Below are 15,815 nucleotides of genomic sequence, written 5' to 3'. Positions count from 1 at the left end.
CCGGCGATTCCCGGCTGTCCGTAGGCTGTTGCGCATGACCGACGCCGCACCCCTCCCCATCGCCCTCGTGACGGGCGCGACCCGTGGGATCGGTCGGGCCATCGCGCTCGACCTGGGACGCACCCACCACGTGCTCGTCGGCGGGCGGACAGCCGGGGCGGTCGAGGCCCTCGTCGCAGAACTGCCGAACGCCTCGCCGTTCGTCGGCGACCTCGGCGCGGGAGAGGTCCCAGCGCTCCCGGATCGGCTCGACGTCCTCGTGCACTCCGCCGGTGTCGAGCGGGGCACGACCGTCGCGGACACCCCGCGCGGCGTGTGGGAGGAGGTCTTCGCGACGAACCTCTTCGCCGTCGCCGAGCTCACCCGCCTGGCGCTGCCGGCCCTCCGAGCCGCGAGGGGCATCGTCGTGCCGATCAACAGCGGCTCCGGGTTCCACTCCGGCCCCGGCGGCGGCGTGTACGCGGCGTCGAAGTTCGCGCTGCGGGCCTTCGCGGACGCCCTCCGCGAAGAGGAACGACCGAACGGCGTGCGGGTGTCGAGCGTGCACCCGGGGCGGACGGACTCGGACATGCAGCGCGCGCTCACCGAGAAGCTCGGCGAGGAGTACGACACTGCCTACTACCTCGCTCCGGAGGACGTCGCCGCCGCCGTCCGCACGGTCGTCGACCTGCCGGAGCGCGGCACCGTCGAGTCGCTCGCGATCCGGCCGACCCGACGGCGCTGACGCCCGCGCTACCGCAGCTCGAGCCGCGTCGTCAGGTCGAGGCGCTCCAGGAACGTCTCGTCGTGGCTGACCACCACGAGCGCACCCCGGTACGCCCGGAGCGCGTCCACGAGCTGGTCGATGCTCGTCAGGTCGAGGTCGTTCGTCGGCTCGTCGAGGACCAGCAGCTGCGGGGGCGGGTCCGCCAGCACGAGGCTCGCCAGCGCCACGCGAAACCGTTCGCCCCCGGAGAGCGCACGTGCCGGCCGTTCGAGGGCGTCCCCGCGGACGAGGAACCGCGCGAGCCGGTTCTTCACCTCGGCGTCCGACGCGTGCGGGGCGTGCCGCCGGACGTTGTCGAACACCGAGGCGTCGTCGTCGAGCGAGTCCTTGCGCTGCGGCAGGTACCCGATCCGTTCCACGTGCGGGACGGCGTCGGTGTCCGGCAGCGGGTGCTCCCGGGCTCCGGCCAGCCCGACGAGCTGTTCGAGCAGGGTCGTCTTGCCGACGCCGTTGTCCCCGGCGACGGCGACTCGTTCCGGCCCCTGCACGACGGTCGTCCGTCCGCGCACGCTGATCGTGGCGATCTGCCGTGACGCGGGGACGTCCGGGTCGGGGAGCGTCACGTGGATCGACTCGTCGACCCGGAGCCGTGACTCGGCCTCGTTGATCGCCGCGCGTGCGGCGGCCTCGTCCTCCGCGTACCCGGTGCGCAGTCGCCCGGCGGTCTGTTCGCCGCGCTTCCGCATCTCGTTCGCGAAGATCTTCGGCATGCCCTCCGCCGCTTTCTTGCCGGACCGTGCTCGACGGGCGATCTTCGTCTCTGCCTCGATGCGCTGCCGCTTCTCGGTGCGGTGACGCTGCTCGGCGACGCGCACCTCGCGCTCGACCGCGGCCTGCTGGACCGCGAGGTGCTCCTCGAAGGCGCCGAACGTCCCGCCGAACACGGTCATCGCGCCCGCGCGGAGCTCGGCCACCTCGTCGACGTGTTCGAGCAGCTCCCGGTCGTGGCTGACGACGACGAGGGCCCCCGTCCACGCGTCGACCATGTCGAGCAGGACGGCGCGCGCGCGACGGTCGAGGTTGTTCGTCGGCTCGTCCAGGAACACGACCGGCGCCCGACGCATCCGGATGCCGGCGACCGCCACGAGCACCGCCTGGCCGCCGGAGAGGGTCGCGACGGGGCGGTCGAGGTCGTCGGCGTCGAGCCCGAGCCCGATGCCGGACAGTGCGGCGGCGGCACGCTCCTCGATGTCCCAGTCGTCTCCGACGGCGTCGTACACCTCGGGGGAGACGTCGCCGACGAGGACCGCGCGGAGCGCGGTGACGGTGGGGCGGATGCCGAGCAGGTCCGTGACGCTCGCCGTCGGGTCGGCGGTGAGTCGCTGGGGGAGGAGGTCGACGCGACCGGACGTCGTCACGGTGCCGGACGAGGGGTGGAGCTGCCCCGTGACCAGACGGACGAGCGTGGACTTGCCGGCCCCGTTCCTCCCGACCAGGCCGGTCCGGCCCCGGCCGAAGGCGGTGGTGAGGTGACTGAGCGCGACGGTGCCGTCGGGCCAGGTGAAGCTGACGTCGTTCAGGACGACGGACGGACTGATGGGCATGCGGGTGCCTCCCCGGTGGTCGATGCTGAGCGCACGACACCGGACCCGCCGCTCGCGGCGGCGGAGCGCCCGACGGGGCGCGCATCACGGTGTCAGCGCAGGGACTGAGCAGAACCGGTGATGGCCAGCAAGGCGTCTCTTCCGTCGGGGAACCCCCGTGACCGCCATCCGTGCCGCCGGCCGGTCGTCCCGCACCGCGGCCCCGCGATGACGACGGGGTGGCCTCCACGGTAGGCCGACTGTCCGCACGGCGCAAGAGGTGACAGGGTGGAGGCATGCCGGAGAACCTGCTGCCGAACCCGACGCCGAACCCCGAGACGCTGCTCCCCGCCGAGCCGGAGGTGACCGCGGCCCTCGCGGCCGATGCCCCCGTCTCGAGCGTCGTGGTGTCGCACCCGTCGTCGAGTCTGGCGTGGGCGCTCCTCGCCGACGAGGCCTGGGCGCGGGGTGCGACCCTCGAGTCGTACGCCTACGCCCGGGTCGGGTACCACCGCGGGCTCGACGCGCTGCGGAAGGCGGGGTGGCGCGGTGCCGGACCCGTGCCGTGGTCGCACGAGCCGAACCGTGGCGTGCTGCGTGCCCTGTTCGCGCTGCGCCGGGCGGCCGAAGCGATCGATGAGGCCGGCGAGCCGGAGCGCCTGACGGACTTCCTGAACGCGTCCGACCAGGAGGCGCTGCGCGCCCTTTCAGCGGAGTAGCGCAGGAGCGGACGCCGCCCGACCACTACGCGAGCATCACGCTCCACGAGAACGCCTGCGGCCACAGCTGGTGCTCCGGCAGCACGTCGAGGCCGCACGCACGCGATCCGAGGCCGTGCTGCGCGGCGTCGAGGTACAGGTACGTCGCCGCGGGCGTCGGCAGCTCGTACGGGTGCCCGGCCCGGCCGATCTCCTGGGCCGTCCACCGCGAGAGCGTGAACCCCGCGCGGTGCGCGCCCACGGTCGACACGGTGAGGTCCCCGACCGACAGCGTCCGCAGCCCGGGTCGGTGGCCGGTCTCCTGCGGCCGCGAGTACTCGACGGCGAGCGAGGACACCGGGACGGAGAAGCGCCCGACCGTCGCCGCGTGCGACGAGTCCGCGTAGGACTCGAGCGGCCCGGTGCCGAACCAGGTGGCCTCCCCGGACGCGAACGACGTCGGCAGGTCGAACCGCACGCCGATCCGCGGCCACGTGACGTCCCAGGCGCCGAACGGAACGGCGTCGGTCTGCAGCAGCAACCCGTCCGACGTCAGGGTCCAGCGGTGTGTGACGTCGACGCCCCACCCGCTGTTCGCCGCGGCGACGCGCACCCGCTGCACGAGGCCGTGCTCCGACCGGTCGACGGAGACGAGCCGGTGCGTCAGCCGGTCCAGCCCGCGCAACGCCCACCGCACGGCCGACGCCGGTGCGGACGGGTCGCCGACACCGTGCGTGAGCACCGGGTCGGCCGTCTCGTAGCCGCCCTGTGACGCCAGCCGGTCGTTGTCGGTCGGCGCCCGCCAGAGCTCGAGCCGCGGACCGGCGACCTCGTGACCCTTGAAGCCGACCAGGTCGCCGCGTGCACTGAAGGTCGCGTCCCCGAGACGGTCGCCGTCCCAGGTCTGCCGGGAGGCGCGTGGTGCCTCCGCCGTCCGGCTCGCGACGAGCGTCTGGGTGCGTGCGACGACGTGGCCGGTGTCCGCCCACGCGGTCGGGCCCGCCAGTTCCGCGGTGACGTCGAACCACAGTTCCTCGCCGGGTGCGGGCGTCGACGCGGCCGCCTCGAGGACGGCGTCCGGTACCGGGACGGTCGCGGACGATCGCGCGGCGACGACGCCCGGCGTGAACCGGCCGTCCTGCTCGACGACGCCGTTCCGCGCCAGCGTCCAGCGGAACCGGAGTCCGGCGGTCGAGGCCGAGTGGAACCGGTTCTCGATGAGCACGGTGCGGTCGGAGATCGACAGGCGGATCGGCGCCACCACCGCGGCGAACTCCGCGAGTCCCGGGGTGGGGGTGTCGTCCGGCAGCACGAGGCCGTCCATCACGAAGTTGCCGTCGTGGACGACCTCGCCGAAGTCGCCGCCGTACGCGTAGTAGTCCTCGCCGGACGCCGTCTTCGCCAGCAGGCCGTGGTCCCGCCACTCCCACACGAAGCCGCCGTGCAGGCGCGGGTACCTGTCGACGAGCGCCTCGTACTCGGCGATCTGTCCGGGGCCGTTGCCCATCGCGTGCACGTACTCGCAGTGGATGAACGGCTTCGAGCGCTGCCGTGCCGCCTCGGCCGGTCCGCAGCCGAGCAGGGGCGTCGCCGGGCCGCCGCCGATCGACTCGGTCTCCTGCAGTGTCGGGTACATCCGCGAGTACACGTCCGTGTAGTCGCCGGTGTAGTCGCCCTCGTAGTGCACCGGGCGCTCGGCGTCGCGGTCGTGCACCCACTGGGACATCGCCGCGAGGTTCCGGCCGGTCCCGGACTCGTTGCCGAGTGACCACATGACGATCGAGGCGTGGTTCTTGTCCCGCTCGACGGTCCGGGCGATGCGGTCGAGGTAGGCGTCCCGCCACGCCGGGTCGTCGGAGGGGTTCCCGACCCAGTCGGTGAAGATGAACCCGTGCGTCTCGAGGTCGCACTCCAGGATCACCCAGAAGCCGAGTTCGTCCGCGAGGTCGAGCACGCGCGGGTGCGGCGGGTAGTGCGACGTCCGGATCGCGTTGACGTTGTTCCGTTTCATGAGCGCCATGTCCGCGCGGGCGTGCTCCTCGTCGAAGACGCGGCCGCGGGCAGGGTGGGTCTCGTGCCGGTTGACGCCGTGGAACACCACGCGCTCGCCGTTGACCAGGAACCGGTCGCCCACGATCTCGACGGTGCGGAACCCGAGCCGGAGCGACACGGTCTCCCCGCCCGCGGAGCCACCGGCAGCGGTCCCGGACGCGAGGACGGCGTCGTACAGCTTCGGGAGCTCGGCGCTCCACGGTTCGACACCCCCGATGTCGACGGGCACGACGTCGGAAGCGGAGTGCCACACCACGTCGACGCCGAGGTCGGGCACGGTGAACCGCACCGGGAACACCGCGTCGAGCGTCGGGAACGAGATCGTCCCCGTGCCGGTCGACGGCCGTCCGGAGGCGGCGGTCCCGGCGGTCGCCGCGTCCCCGAGCGTCGACGACCACCCCGCGCGGACGAACACGTCGTCGATCGCGGCGGTCGGACGGGCCAGCAGCGTGACGTCGCGGAAGATGCCCGGAAGCCACCACTGGTCCTGGTCCTCCAGGTACGAGGCCGCCGACCACTGGTGCACGCGGACCCGGATCTCGTTCGGCCCGGCGACGATGAGCGACGTCACGTCGAACTCCGTCGCCAGCCGGGACCCGGTGGACCACCCCACGAGGGACCCGTTCACCCACACCCGGAAGTGCGACTCGACCCCGTCGAACCGGAGCAGGACGCGGGCGGCCGCGTCGAACGACGGCGGCACCTCGAACGTGCGCCGGTAGTCGCCCGTCGGGTTCTCCTCGGGCGGGTGCGGCGGGTCGATCGGGAACGGGTACTGCAGGTTGGTGTAGCTCGGCGCGCCGTGTCCGTGCAGGACCCAGTGCGCCGGCACCGGGATCGAGCCCCCACTCGTCGTCCGGCGACGGCTCGGGAACGGAAGCCACCGGCGACCACCGGAAGTCCCACTCCCCGTTCAGCGACAGCGACGGGGCGTCGGTGTGCAGCCAGGCCCGCGGGGCGAGCCGGGTGTCCGAACCAGGGGCGGTGGAGGAGATTGCAGAACTGGTCAACCCTTGACCGATCCTTCCGTGAGGCCCCCGCGCCAGAAGCGCTGCAGGACGATGATGGCGATGACGAGCGGGATGACCGAGACGAGCACTCCGCCGGTGGTGAGCTGGTAGAACTCCGGCAGCCGGTCCACCTGCGAGCGCCAGTTGTTCAGTCCCAGTGTGATCGGGTAGAGCTTCTGGTCGGCCAGCATGATGAGCGGCAGGAAGAAGTTGTTCCAGATGCCCACGACCTGGAACAGGAACACCGTGACGAGCGCCGGCGTCATCTGGCGGAGCACGATCGTGTGGAAGATCCGGAGCTCACCGGCACCGTCGATGCGGGCCTGTTCGAGGAGCGCCGTGTCCACCGACGCCTGCGCGTACACGCGGCAGAGGAACAGGCCGAACGGTGAGACGAGGCTCGGGATGAGCACGCTCCAGTACGTGTCGGTCAGCCCCAGCGTCGAGAACAGCAGGAACAGCGGGAGCGCCGTCGCGGTCCCCGGCACGAGCACGCCGCCGAGGATCGTCCCGAACACGAGCTGTCGTCCGCGGAACTCGTACTTCGCGAGCGCGTACCCACCGGCCGCGGCGAAGTACGTCGCGAGGACGGCGCCGACGCCCGAGTACAGCACGCTGTTCAGGATCCAGCGGACGAAGATGCCGCCGTCGTACGTGAACACCTGCTGGATGTTGCTGAACAGGGAGAACTCCCCGCCGAACCAGAACCCGTTCGTGGCGAAGAGCGCCCCGGTGGTCTTCGTCGCGGCGATGACGACCCAGTACAGCGGCACGAGGAAGTAGATCGCGACGATCACCAGGATGCCGGTCACGACGATCTGCGAGCCGGGCGAGCGGTCGAGCTTGCGGCGCTGGTGCGCCGAGATCGACGTGGTGTCGACGGGCTCGGCGGCCTGCTTGGTCACGGGCGCCTCGATGGCTTCGCTGGTCATCGGTCAGTCCCCTTCCGCGGTCGCGGCGTGACCGGACTGGAGGCCCGGGTCGGCTTTGGACGTGACCGCGCGGACAGCAGATGCGCGCGTCTGGAGCGCACGCCGTGCCTCTCCCCACCGGCTCGGCCGGCCCGCCGCTGGCGCGTCGGTCCGGTACCGGCGGCGTGGGCCCAGACCGTCCCGCTTCGCACGCTTCTTCCGGTCGCGTTCGTCCTTCGGCGGACGGTTCGTGAGCGCGAGGAACGCGAACGACAGGATGAAGGCGGCCAACGCGATGATCACGGCCTGCGCACTGGCGACGCCGTACTCGTTGAACGCGAACGCGTTCGTGTACGCGGCGTAGTTCGGCGTGTACTCCGTGTCGATGGCCGGGGCGACCGTCGACAGGATCTGCGGCTCGGCGAAGAGCTGCAGCGTGCCGATGATCGAGAACACCGTGGTGAGCACCAGGGCCGGCGCGATGAGCGGGATCTGGATCCGCCATGCGACCTGGAAGGGTCCGGCGCCGTCCACCTTCGCGGCCTCGTACACCTCGCCGGGGATGGACTTCAGCTGCGCCACGATGATGAGCATGTTGTAGCCGGTGTAGGTCCACGTGACGATGTTCGCGATCGACCAGAGCACACTGTTCGCGCCGAGGAAGTCCGGCTGCAGTCCCATCGACTGCAGCAGCGACACGATCGGCGACAGGCCGGGGACGTACAGGAACGACCAGAGGATCGTCGCGATCACGCCCGGGACCCCGTACGGCATGAAGTAGACCGCGCGGAAGAACCCGGGCCAGCGGGCGCTCGCCGACTCGAGCAGCAGCGCCAGGATCGTGCAGGCGATGATCATCACCGGGACCTGCACGACGCCGAACAGCAGCATGCGGCCGATCGACGCGACGAAGCCGTTGTCGTTGAGAGCGGTGACGTAGTTGTCGAAGCCGGCGAACCGGCCGACGACGCCGTCCTCGCCGAAGAGCCCCTTGCGGTCGACCGTGGTGAACGACTGGAAGAGCGCGCTGATGATCGGGATGACGAACGTCAGCAGGAACAGGGCCAGGAACGGTGCGAGGAGGATCCACGGGGCGCGCTTCTGGGCGCTCGTGGCCTTCGTGGAGGTGCGGAAGCCGTTCTTCGGCTGCGTGGCGCTCATCGTGCCGTCCTGACGCTCAGGCCCTTGTCCGTGAAGGACTGGACGATCTCCCGCTGCGCGAGCTCGACCGCGTCGGTGAGCTTCAGGCCGCTCGTGAGCTTGCGGCGGAACTGGTTCTGCAGGCTCGTGAAGGCCGACTGGGTGACCGGCGACCACGACCAGTCGACGTTCTGCTCCTTCGCGGCGGGCACGAACACCTCCTCGTTGTAGTTCTGCCCGGAGAACCAGTGGCTCGGCTTCTCGCGCTGCGCGCCGATGTAGTCCTTCGCCGGAGACCACCCGATGCCGCAGTACTTGATCATCGCGTCGATGCCCTCCTTCGACGTGGTCATCCACGTGATGAACTCGAGCGCCTCCTTCGGGTGCTTCGAGTTGGCGAGGACCGCCGCCGTCGAGCCGCCGATCGCGCTCGAGCCGAAGCCCGTGTCGCCCCAGGTCTGCATCGGGGCGACCTTCCACTTGCCCTCGCCGCCCTGCACGGACTCGATCAGGGCGTCGCCCCAGCTCGCGCTCGTGACGGCCGCGATCCTGCCGCTCGCCGCCGAGGCGTACCAGCCGGGGGAGTAGGCACCCGCGCTCGTGTCGACGAGCTTCGCGTCGATCACCCCGTCGAAGAAGTCCGCCACCATGAGCGTCTTGTCGTCGGTCATGTCCACGACCCACTCGTCGCCGTCAGTCCTGAACCAGCGAGCCCCGGCCTGCTGCGCGTACGCGGCGAAGGGCGAGGCGTCGGACACGGGGAACACCTCGAGGTAGTTCTGCGACCCGGTCTTCCGGACCTTCTCGGCGAGGTCGCGCCACTCGTCCCAGGTCTTCGGCGGTTCACCGCCGGCCTGCTCGAGGAGCGCGGTCTGGTAGTAGAAGCCCATCGGACCGGTGTCCTGCGGGATGCCGTAGACGCCGTCCACGAACGACACCTGCGCCCAGGCGGCGTCGTCGTACTTCGCCTCCCAGTCCTTCGCGCCGTAGCGGGCGAGGTCGACCAGGCCGTTCGCCAGCATGAACTCGGGGATCTGCCGGAGCTCGACCTGCCCGATGTCCGGGCCGCCCCCGGCCGCGAGCGCGGAGTACATCTTCTGGTACCCGCCGGCAGTGCCACCGGGGATCCAGTTGGCGTTCACCCGGATGTCCGGGTGCGTCTCGTTCCACACGTCGCAGACCTTCTGCAGGTCCTTCAGCCACGCCCAGTAGGTCAGCTCGACCTTCTGCCCGCTCGATGCCGCGGGGATGAGCGCCGCCTTGTTGACGTTCGTGGAACCCGGTACCGCACAGCCGGCGAGCAGTCCGCTCGCGGCGGCGCCGATGCCGAAGCCCAGCAGTCGTCGTCTGGAGATGGACGGTCGGTTCGGGGGTGGCGTCATCGCCTGGACTCCGGTTCGTCGTCGAGCGGGGTTCGCTCCACCCAACCACAAGACCGAGCACCGGTGGGCCTCAGGGCCTGGGCGTTCCCTCCGGACTGAGAACGTGGACCGACGAGCAGGTGAAGTGTGGGCGCACACGAAACGTCGGGGTCCGTGACAGCCCCGGCGACCGTCCGAGAGGAGCTGCCATGACGTCGACCAACGCGACGAGCGAACTGCACGGGATCCTGGGACAGCGGCTGGAGGGCGACGGCTCGTGGGCATGGGCCTACGCCGACGTCTCCGGCAACGTGGAAGACCCCCGACGGCAGGCGGCGCTCAAGCTCCGTGCCGTGGAGGAGTCGCTCCGCGCACAGGGGGCCGCCGACGACGTCGTCGACGTGATCGCCGGCGAGTTCGAACAGGAACCCGGCGTCCCGTCGCCCGTCGCGCGCTACGTGCTCGTCCACGACGGCGCACTGGTCCTGAGCGAGGTCCTGCCGGGCCAGCTGCACGGACCCGAGTCCGTCGGTGTCGGAGCCGTCCCCGACCTCGTGCCGCTCGTCGCCCACCGACCGGTCGACCTGCCGTTCCTGGTCGTGCACGCCGGCAAGGAGGGCGGGGCGTTCCGCGCCTACCGGCTCGGGCACGCGCCGCTCTCGCCGGAGGAGCAGCAGGTCCAGGGACGCAACGACACGCTGCACTACGCCAAGGCCGGAACCGGGTGGAAGCAGCCGCACTGGCAGCAGCACACCGAGGAGATCTGGAAGCAGAACTCCTCCGAGGTCGCCGCCGCCGTGGACGAGGCCGTCCGGACCCTCCGTCCCGGGCTCGTCGTGGTCGCCGGTGACGTCACCGCTCGCGAGCTGCTGGTGAAGGCACTCGCCGCCGAGACCCGGGCGCTGACCTCGGTGTTCCCCGGCGATCCGCGCGCCGACACCGCGTCGAAGCAGGCGTTCGTCGAGCACGTCGAGACCGCGCTGGCCCGCGTCGTCGCCACCCGGCGCCACGACCTCGAGGACCTGCTCCGCACCCACGTCGGGCGTGGCGACAACCTCGCGGTCACCGGACTCGGTGCCGTGGTCGCGGCACTGCAGCAGGCTCAGGGGGCCGTCGTCGCGCTCGACGCCGTGGCGGTCGGGGAGCGCACGCTCCTGGCGCTCGCCGGTGCTCCGTGGGTGGCGACCGCGCCGGAGCAGGCCGCCGGGACGCCCGTGATCGGCGCCGTGCCGGCCGTGTGCGCGCTCGTCCGGGCGGCGGTGCTGACGGACGCGGAGCTCGTGCTCGTCAACGCGGCGTCGCTCCCCGGTGGCGCGGCCGCGGCGGCGCTGCTGCGGTGGCCGGTGGGACCGGCCGTACCCGCCTGATGCGGTGACCGGCTGACGGACTGGAGGCGCGGTGCCGGCTGGCGCCGCGCCTCCAGTCCGTCGCGCCCGGTTCGAGGCATGGTGGAGACAGCGTGCGGATCAGACGCCCACCGTCATCGCCTCCTCGGACGAACGTGAGCCGATGGCGGTCACGAGCGCGCTCGCGGGGGCATCCCCGGCGTTCGTGAGTGACCATGTCCAGAGTGCCGGAACGTCGACCACCGTCGGCTCCGCTCCACCGAGGTCGATGGTTCGTTGCTCGTCCGACAACACGCACCGCGCATCGAGGCGGGCGCGGCCGGACGTCAGGACGACACGCTGCGACGCTCGACGTCGGAATCCGAGCTGGACCGAGTCGTCCGGACCGAGCGACAGGAGTTCTCCATCGGTCATCTCGGCGCTGCCGGGAGCGTGCCCACCGTCCGCGCCGAACGCGAACGAGACGAGCGTGTTCCAGAGATCGACGTCGTACCGGGTCGGAAGCGGCGGGACGGTGCCGGAGCGTCGATGCCGCTCGAACGAGCGGATGCGGCCGGCCAGGTCGGGGAGCGCCAATCGCGTACCGCGACCGTGCAGAACCTCGTGGGAGATCGACCCCGCGAGCGCCTCAGCGATGTCCTGCGCGTGCACGAACACGCGCTCGTCGGACGTCGCCACGGTCAACGGCTCGTCACGGACGACGCGGTGGCAGAAGGTCGAAGTGACGGTGTTGTGGTGAGGGAGACCTCGCTCCCCGAACGCGTTCTCGATCATGACATCGACGTAATCGGCTCCCCAGCGCTCCGACGCGGCTCGAAGGAGCTCTCCGGAGACGGACTTTCCGACGCCGTACGGCGAGTCGACCCGCGACTGAACGGAGTTCGCGAAGGTGACCGAAGCGAGCCGAGGACTCGCAGCGTCGATGACCCCGATGAGCTTTTCGGTCATCGCGATGTTGCCTTCGCGCACCGCCTCCGGGCTTGCGTGCGTGATCCCTGCGACGTGCACGAGATGGTCGATCGCTCTGTGTGCGTCGTCGAGCGGGTCGTCTCGCCTCAGATCGATGTCGACCCAGGCCACCCCCCGGGCGTAGAGCAGCGCGCGCAGGTGCCACCCGATGAGGCCGCCCCGCCCGGTGATGCCGATCAATCCGCGGTTCATATACAACATGGTAGGTGAAATACAGAATATAAGACTGAAGATATGCCGAGGAACGATATCGGGGTCAGTCGTGGGAGCGGTCGCGGCGCGGGACCAGGGGCAGCGCCAGGAGCGGCAGGACGCCGACGATCGAGAACGACGCTGCGAAGCCGAGCGCGCCCACCAGCGCGCCGACGCCCGGGCCGACGGCGCTCGCCGCGATGAACTGCCCCGTGTTCTGCGCGCCCAGCGCCCGACCCGACCAGAACGGTCCAGCAGCCTCGGCCACCGAGGTGTACGCGAGCCCGTTGTCCGCGACCGTGACGCTCGTCGCGACGACCAGGAACACCGCGGCGGCCGCGAAGTGCGTCGTGTCGACGAGTGCGAGCAGTCCCATCACGACGGCAGCGCTCACCGCGACGATCCGCAGCGGTCCGACCCGGGAGCCCGCGCGGTCGCTCCACGCGCCGACGAGGATCCGGCCGATCGCCCCGACGAACTGCGACGCTCCGACCAGCAGTCCCGCCGCCGGCGTCGACCACCCGAGCCCCACGAGCCACACCAGGCCGTACGTGGACAGCGTGAACTGCGGCACCACGAGCAGGATCGACACCGCGTGGATCCGCCAGAGGAACCCGTTCGCCCGGTACGGGTTCGCGACGTGCTCCGCCGGGGCGTCGGCTCGGGCGGGACGCGGCGGGTTGACGATGCCGATGGCGCACAGCACGGCGAGCACCGCGCAGAGGACGACCGGCAGCACGAGCGCAGCCCGGATGCCGTCCGATTCGGCGAGCTGGGGCACGGTGGCGGCTGCGAGCGTCACGCCGAGCGGCTGCGACATCTGCCGGATGCCCATCGCGAGCCCCCGCCGCTCCTTCGGGAACCACCCCACGACGACCCGGCCGCTCGCGGCGTTCGTCGAGGCGCTCGTCATGCCGCCGGCGACGAACGCGAGACCGAGCAGCACCGGGTCGCCCGCGGCCGCCCACGCGCCGACGACCGCGAGCGTCGTGAGCACGAGTCCGCCGGCGATGACGACGCGTTCGCCGACGCGATCGGTGATCGCTCCCCAGGCGATGAGCGTGAGCACCATGCCGAAGGTCGGGGTGGCGGCGAGCAAGCCGGCGAGGGTGAGCGGCGTACCCTCCGCGTGCAGGTACGGGATGAGCAGCGCGGGGGCGGACACCACGAGGGTGCCGGCGGCCTGGGCGGCGACGCCGAGGGTCAGCATCGTCCAGGCGCGGGTGGGTGTGTGCACTGGGCCGTCCCGATTCGTTCAGCGGTGGAACTGCTTGGTATACCAAAACGGTATACCATCGCAGCACTTCCGCTACTAGGCTGATTCGCCGTGACCGAGACGACCGAAGCAGCGCCCGTGTCGCAGACGACCCAGCTCTACGACAACCTGCGCGCCGCGATCCTGACGCTCGAGATCGCTCCCGGGGAGCGGATTTCCGAACGGGGGCTCGAGGCGCGGTTCCACGCGTCGCGGACGCCGGTCCGCGCCGCGCTCTCGCGACTCGAACGCGAGGGGCTCATCCTGCACGAGGGTCGCTCGTGGACGGTCACCCCGATCGACCTCGACGAGATCGCCTCCCTCGCCGAACTCCGCGGCGTGCTCGAACCCGCCGCCGCACGGCTCGCCGTCACCCGCGCCTCCGAGGAACAGCTGGCCGAGGTCCGCGCGCACCTCGACACCCTCCGGCCCACGCCCGATCAGCAGGCGGGCATCCGGATGGGGTCGACGTTCCACCTCGACCTCGCCGCGCTCGGCGGCAACCGGTTCATCACCGACGCCATCGCCGACGCGCTCACCCGCCTGGAGCGGACCCGCTGGATCGAGGTGCGCACGCCCGAGGCCCGCGACGCCGCGTGGGAGGAGCACAGCGCCATCATCGACGCCGTCCGTGCCGGGGACGCCGACCGCGCGGCCGAGCTGCTCGCGGCACACGTCGCCGGGACGAACGACCGGCTGCTGGCGTGGATCGCGCAGGAGCGCCGGCGGCTCCGCGGTGCCGGGATGGCGATCGTGGGCAGCACCGAGCGCTGAGGCGTCTCGACCGGACCGCGACGCGACCGTCCCGACGGGGCACGGCGCGGGGCGGGGCCGCACCGTGCCTCCAGGTCGAGGGCCGTACCGGACGCGACCTACGGCGTCGCGCGGTCCTCGGCGGCGTCGAGTTGGTCGAAGATCCACGGCGCGCTGCCGTTGGAACGGTCGAGCAGCGCGTCCTTGACCTCTTGCTCGTCGTGCGACAGCTTCTGCGCGGACTTGCTCCCGGAACGAGTCGACTGCGACATGATGTCGTCCTTCCCCTGCGTGGGCATCGTGATCGAACGCGGGCACCCGGCCCGCCGGTGCGCTTCCTCACGGGACGTACTGAGGTCGTGACAGTGTGGCCCCGCTTGTCCGCATTGCGCAAGGGCCATTCGCAGCATGTGGAAAAGCCGCGACGTGCACCATGCCTAGGATGGTCCGGCCGCACGGCTCGCGGCACGCATGCAGCGGACGTCGGACGGGAGGCACGGCTTGGCCGAGCAGCGCACCGCACCTCCCACGGTCTACGACGTGGCCTCCGCTGCGGGCGTCTCGATCGCCACGGTCTCCCGCGTGCTCCGCACGCCCGACGCCGTCCGCGAGGGCACTCGCGACCGTGTCCAGGCGGCGATCCGGACCCTCGGGTACGTGCCGTCCGGCAATGCCCGAGCGCTCGCGGGCAAGCGGACCGGTGTGGTCGGGCTCCTGCTGCCCGGGTTCGACGTCGTGCCGGACGAGCGACCCGACCTCGTGACCGATGGTGGGGTCCGGGTGGTCGACGACCGGCGGCACGTGACGCAGCCGTTCTCGTCGAACCTGTACTTCGACGAGGTCCTCCGCGGTGCCGAGACCGAGGCCTGGCAGCGGGGCCTCGCGCTGATGGTCGCGGCGGGGCGCGGGTCCTCCCGGGACGTCATCGTCAACGACGTCGCCGGCCGTGTCGACGGACTCGCGGTGCTCGCGCAGACGGTGCCCGACGACCTGCTCGAACACGTCGCGCGTCGGATCCCCGTCGTCGTGCTCGCGGACGACCGGCGCTCGCACGGGTTCGACTCGGTGAGCGTCGACAACGCGGCAGGCATGCGGACGCTCGGCTCGCACGTCATCGGACGGCTCGGCATCCGATCGCTCGCGTACCTCGCGGGGCCGATCGACTCGCCGGACGACATGGAACGATCGGCCGGGTTCCGCCAGGCGCTCGACGACCACGGGGTCCCGGTGTCGTCGGTGCGGGTCGTGCACGGCGACTTCGGTCGGGCCCGCGCGCGGGAACTCGCGGCGCAGCTGCTCGACGGGGAGTCCGTCCCGAGGGCGATCGTCTGCTCGAACGACCAGTCGGCGCTCGGGGTGCTCGACGCTGCCGGGGCGCGCGGGGTCCGGGTACCGGAGGACCTCGTCGTCACCGGGTTCGACGGCATCGACGCGGGGCGGTTCTCGTCGCCGCGGCTCACGACCGTGCACCAGCCGATGGGGGAGCTCGGACGAGCGGCGGTGCGAGCGATCGTCGACCGGCTGGAGCGCCGCGAGGGGCCGCCGCGGGCGACACGGCTGCCGGTCGAGGTGCTGCTGCGCGAGAGCTGCCCGCCGACGCTCTAGGCGGCTGCCGCGCCGGTCGGCCGGTTCCCCGGTTCCCCGAGCGGGCGAAATACGTCGTGCTCGGCGTACGCAGGCGACGCCCTCTGCCCGCTCGGCGGACCTGAGCGGCATGTCGCGTCCACTCGCCGCGGCCGGCGCGGTCCACACCGGGCGGACCGGCGGTGCGGGGCCGAGCCGCGCCTCCTGGGCCTTGGAGAGTCCATGGCGCCTGCCGCCCCGCGAAACAAAGCACGC

The 15,815-nt window shown here is 71.6% G+C and carries 11 protein-coding genes and 2 pseudogenes; 5 read left to right on the top strand and 8 right to left on the bottom strand.

Features of this window, described 5'->3' with window-relative positions:
* Nucleotides 1–34: 34 nt before the first annotated feature.
* Nucleotides 35–724 (top strand): SDR family oxidoreductase, encoded by a 690-nt coding sequence (locus tag HP507_RS10955; protein WP_175351818.1) that lies wholly within the window; start codon nucleotides 35–37, stop codon nucleotides 722–724.
* A gap of 8 nt (nucleotides 725–732) precedes the next feature.
* Here the strand turns inward: HP507_RS10955 and HP507_RS10950 are convergent, their stop codons facing one another.
* A complete protein-coding gene (locus HP507_RS10950) occupies nucleotides 733–2,310 on the bottom strand; it encodes an ABC-F family ATP-binding cassette domain-containing protein (RefSeq protein WP_175351817.1) in 1,578 nt (525 codons plus the stop codon).
* 275 nt (nucleotides 2,311–2,585) lie between these two features.
* On the opposite strand from HP507_RS10950, the gene HP507_RS10945 reads away from it, so the two are divergent.
* The gene (locus HP507_RS10945) at nucleotides 2,586–3,008 is read left to right on the top strand and encodes a DUF3151 domain-containing protein (protein ID WP_175351816.1); all 423 of its coding nucleotides are present in this window, start codon (nucleotides 2,586–2,588) and stop codon (nucleotides 3,006–3,008) included.
* A 25-nt stretch (nucleotides 3,009–3,033) separates the two neighbouring features.
* Here HP507_RS10945 and HP507_RS10940 read toward each other — a convergent pair.
* The 4 genes and pseudogenes from HP507_RS10940 to HP507_RS10925 form a co-directional block, all read right to left on the bottom strand.
* Nucleotides 3,034–6,049 (bottom strand): annotated as a pseudogene (locus HP507_RS10940) (glycoside hydrolase family 2 TIM barrel-domain containing protein).
* Entirely contained in the window at nucleotides 6,046–6,954 is a 909-nt protein-coding gene (locus tag HP507_RS10935; protein WP_175351841.1) for a carbohydrate ABC transporter permease, read from the bottom strand. Before HP507_RS10935 ends, HP507_RS10940 begins: the two are co-directional and overlap by 4 nt.
* 249 nt (nucleotides 6,955–7,203) lie before the next feature.
* A pseudogene (locus HP507_RS10930) lies at nucleotides 7,204–8,121 on the bottom strand (carbohydrate ABC transporter permease); the annotation flags it as partial.
* Nucleotides 8,118–9,482, bottom strand: coding sequence for an ABC transporter substrate-binding protein (locus HP507_RS10925; RefSeq protein ID WP_175351814.1), 1,365 nt, complete (start codon nucleotides 9,480–9,482; stop codon nucleotides 8,118–8,120). The pseudogene HP507_RS10930 and the gene HP507_RS10925, both read right to left, overlap by 4 nt.
* Before the next feature lie 188 nt (nucleotides 9,483–9,670).
* Here HP507_RS10925 and HP507_RS10920 point away from each other — a divergent pair, with 188 nt between their 5' ends.
* A complete protein-coding gene (locus HP507_RS10920; protein ID WP_175351813.1) occupies nucleotides 9,671–10,828 on the top strand; it encodes a baeRF2 domain-containing protein in 1,158 nt (385 codons plus the stop codon).
* A gap of 99 nt (nucleotides 10,829–10,927) precedes the next feature.
* On the opposite strand, the gene HP507_RS10915 is transcribed toward HP507_RS10920, so the two are convergent.
* Nucleotides 10,928–11,968 carry an NAD-dependent epimerase/dehydratase family protein gene (locus tag HP507_RS10915; protein WP_175351812.1) on the bottom strand — a complete coding sequence of 347 codons (1,041 nt, stop codon included), beginning with the start codon at nucleotides 11,966–11,968 and terminating at the stop codon, nucleotides 10,928–10,930.
* A gap of 64 nt (nucleotides 11,969–12,032) precedes the next feature.
* The gene (locus HP507_RS10910) at nucleotides 12,033–13,178 is read right to left on the bottom strand and encodes an MFS transporter (protein WP_175351840.1); all 1,146 of its coding nucleotides are present in this window, start codon (nucleotides 13,176–13,178) and stop codon (nucleotides 12,033–12,035) included.
* A gap of 117 nt (nucleotides 13,179–13,295) precedes the next feature.
* On the opposite strand from HP507_RS10910, the gene HP507_RS10905 reads away from it, so the two are divergent.
* Nucleotides 13,296–13,997 carry a GntR family transcriptional regulator gene (locus HP507_RS10905; protein WP_175351811.1) on the top strand — a complete coding sequence of 234 codons (702 nt, stop codon included), beginning with the start codon at nucleotides 13,296–13,298 and terminating at the stop codon, nucleotides 13,995–13,997.
* A gap of 98 nt (nucleotides 13,998–14,095) precedes the next feature.
* Here HP507_RS10905 and HP507_RS10900 read toward each other — a convergent pair whose 3' ends face one another.
* Entirely contained in the window at nucleotides 14,096–14,248 is a 153-nt protein-coding gene (locus HP507_RS10900) for a hypothetical protein (protein WP_175351810.1), read from the bottom strand.
* Nucleotides 14,249–14,477: 229 nt separating this feature from the next.
* On the opposite strand from HP507_RS10900, the gene HP507_RS10895 reads away from it, so the two are divergent.
* On the top strand, nucleotides 14,478–15,581 hold the full coding sequence (locus HP507_RS10895; RefSeq protein WP_254701061.1) for a LacI family DNA-binding transcriptional regulator: 1,104 nt from the start codon (nucleotides 14,478–14,480) through the stop codon (nucleotides 15,579–15,581).
* Nucleotides 15,582–15,815 lie beyond the last annotated feature (234 nt).

Origin of the sequence: Curtobacterium pusillum (assembly GCF_013359865.1) — a bacterium.
Taxonomy (GTDB): domain Bacteria; phylum Actinomycetota; class Actinomycetes; order Actinomycetales; family Microbacteriaceae; genus Curtobacterium; species Curtobacterium pusillum.
The sequence above is the reverse complement of the archived record's forward strand: the minus strand, read 5'-3'. Positions and strand labels throughout refer to the sequence as shown.

What these genes read in the sequence shown, in the direction of transcription:
- HP507_RS10955 (WP_175351818.1), top strand. Translation starts at nt 35, where the DNA reads ATGACCGACGCCGCACCCCTCCCCATCGCCCTCGTGACGGGCGCGACC.
- HP507_RS10950 (WP_175351817.1), bottom strand. Translation starts at nt 2,310, where the DNA reads ATGCCCATCAGTCCGTCCGTCGTCCTGAACGACGTCAGCTTCACCTGG.
- HP507_RS10945 (WP_175351816.1), top strand. Translation starts at nt 2,586, where the DNA reads ATGCCGGAGAACCTGCTGCCGAACCCGACGCCGAACCCCGAGACGCTG.
- HP507_RS10925 (WP_175351814.1), bottom strand. Translation starts at nt 9,482, where the DNA reads ATGACGCCACCCCCGAACCGACCGTCCATCTCCAGACGACGACTGCTG.
- HP507_RS10920 (WP_175351813.1), top strand. Translation starts at nt 9,671, where the DNA reads ATGACGTCGACCAACGCGACGAGCGAACTGCACGGGATCCTGGGACAG.
- HP507_RS10915 (WP_175351812.1), bottom strand. Translation starts at nt 11,968, where the DNA reads ATGAACCGCGGATTGATCGGCATCACCGGGCGGGGCGGCCTCATCGGG.
- HP507_RS10910 (WP_175351840.1), bottom strand. Translation starts at nt 13,178, where the DNA reads ATGCTGACCCTCGGCGTCGCCGCCCAGGCCGCCGGCACCCTCGTGGTG.
- HP507_RS10900 (WP_175351810.1), bottom strand. Translation starts at nt 14,248, where the DNA reads ATGTCGCAGTCGACTCGTTCCGGGAGCAAGTCCGCGCAGAAGCTGTCG.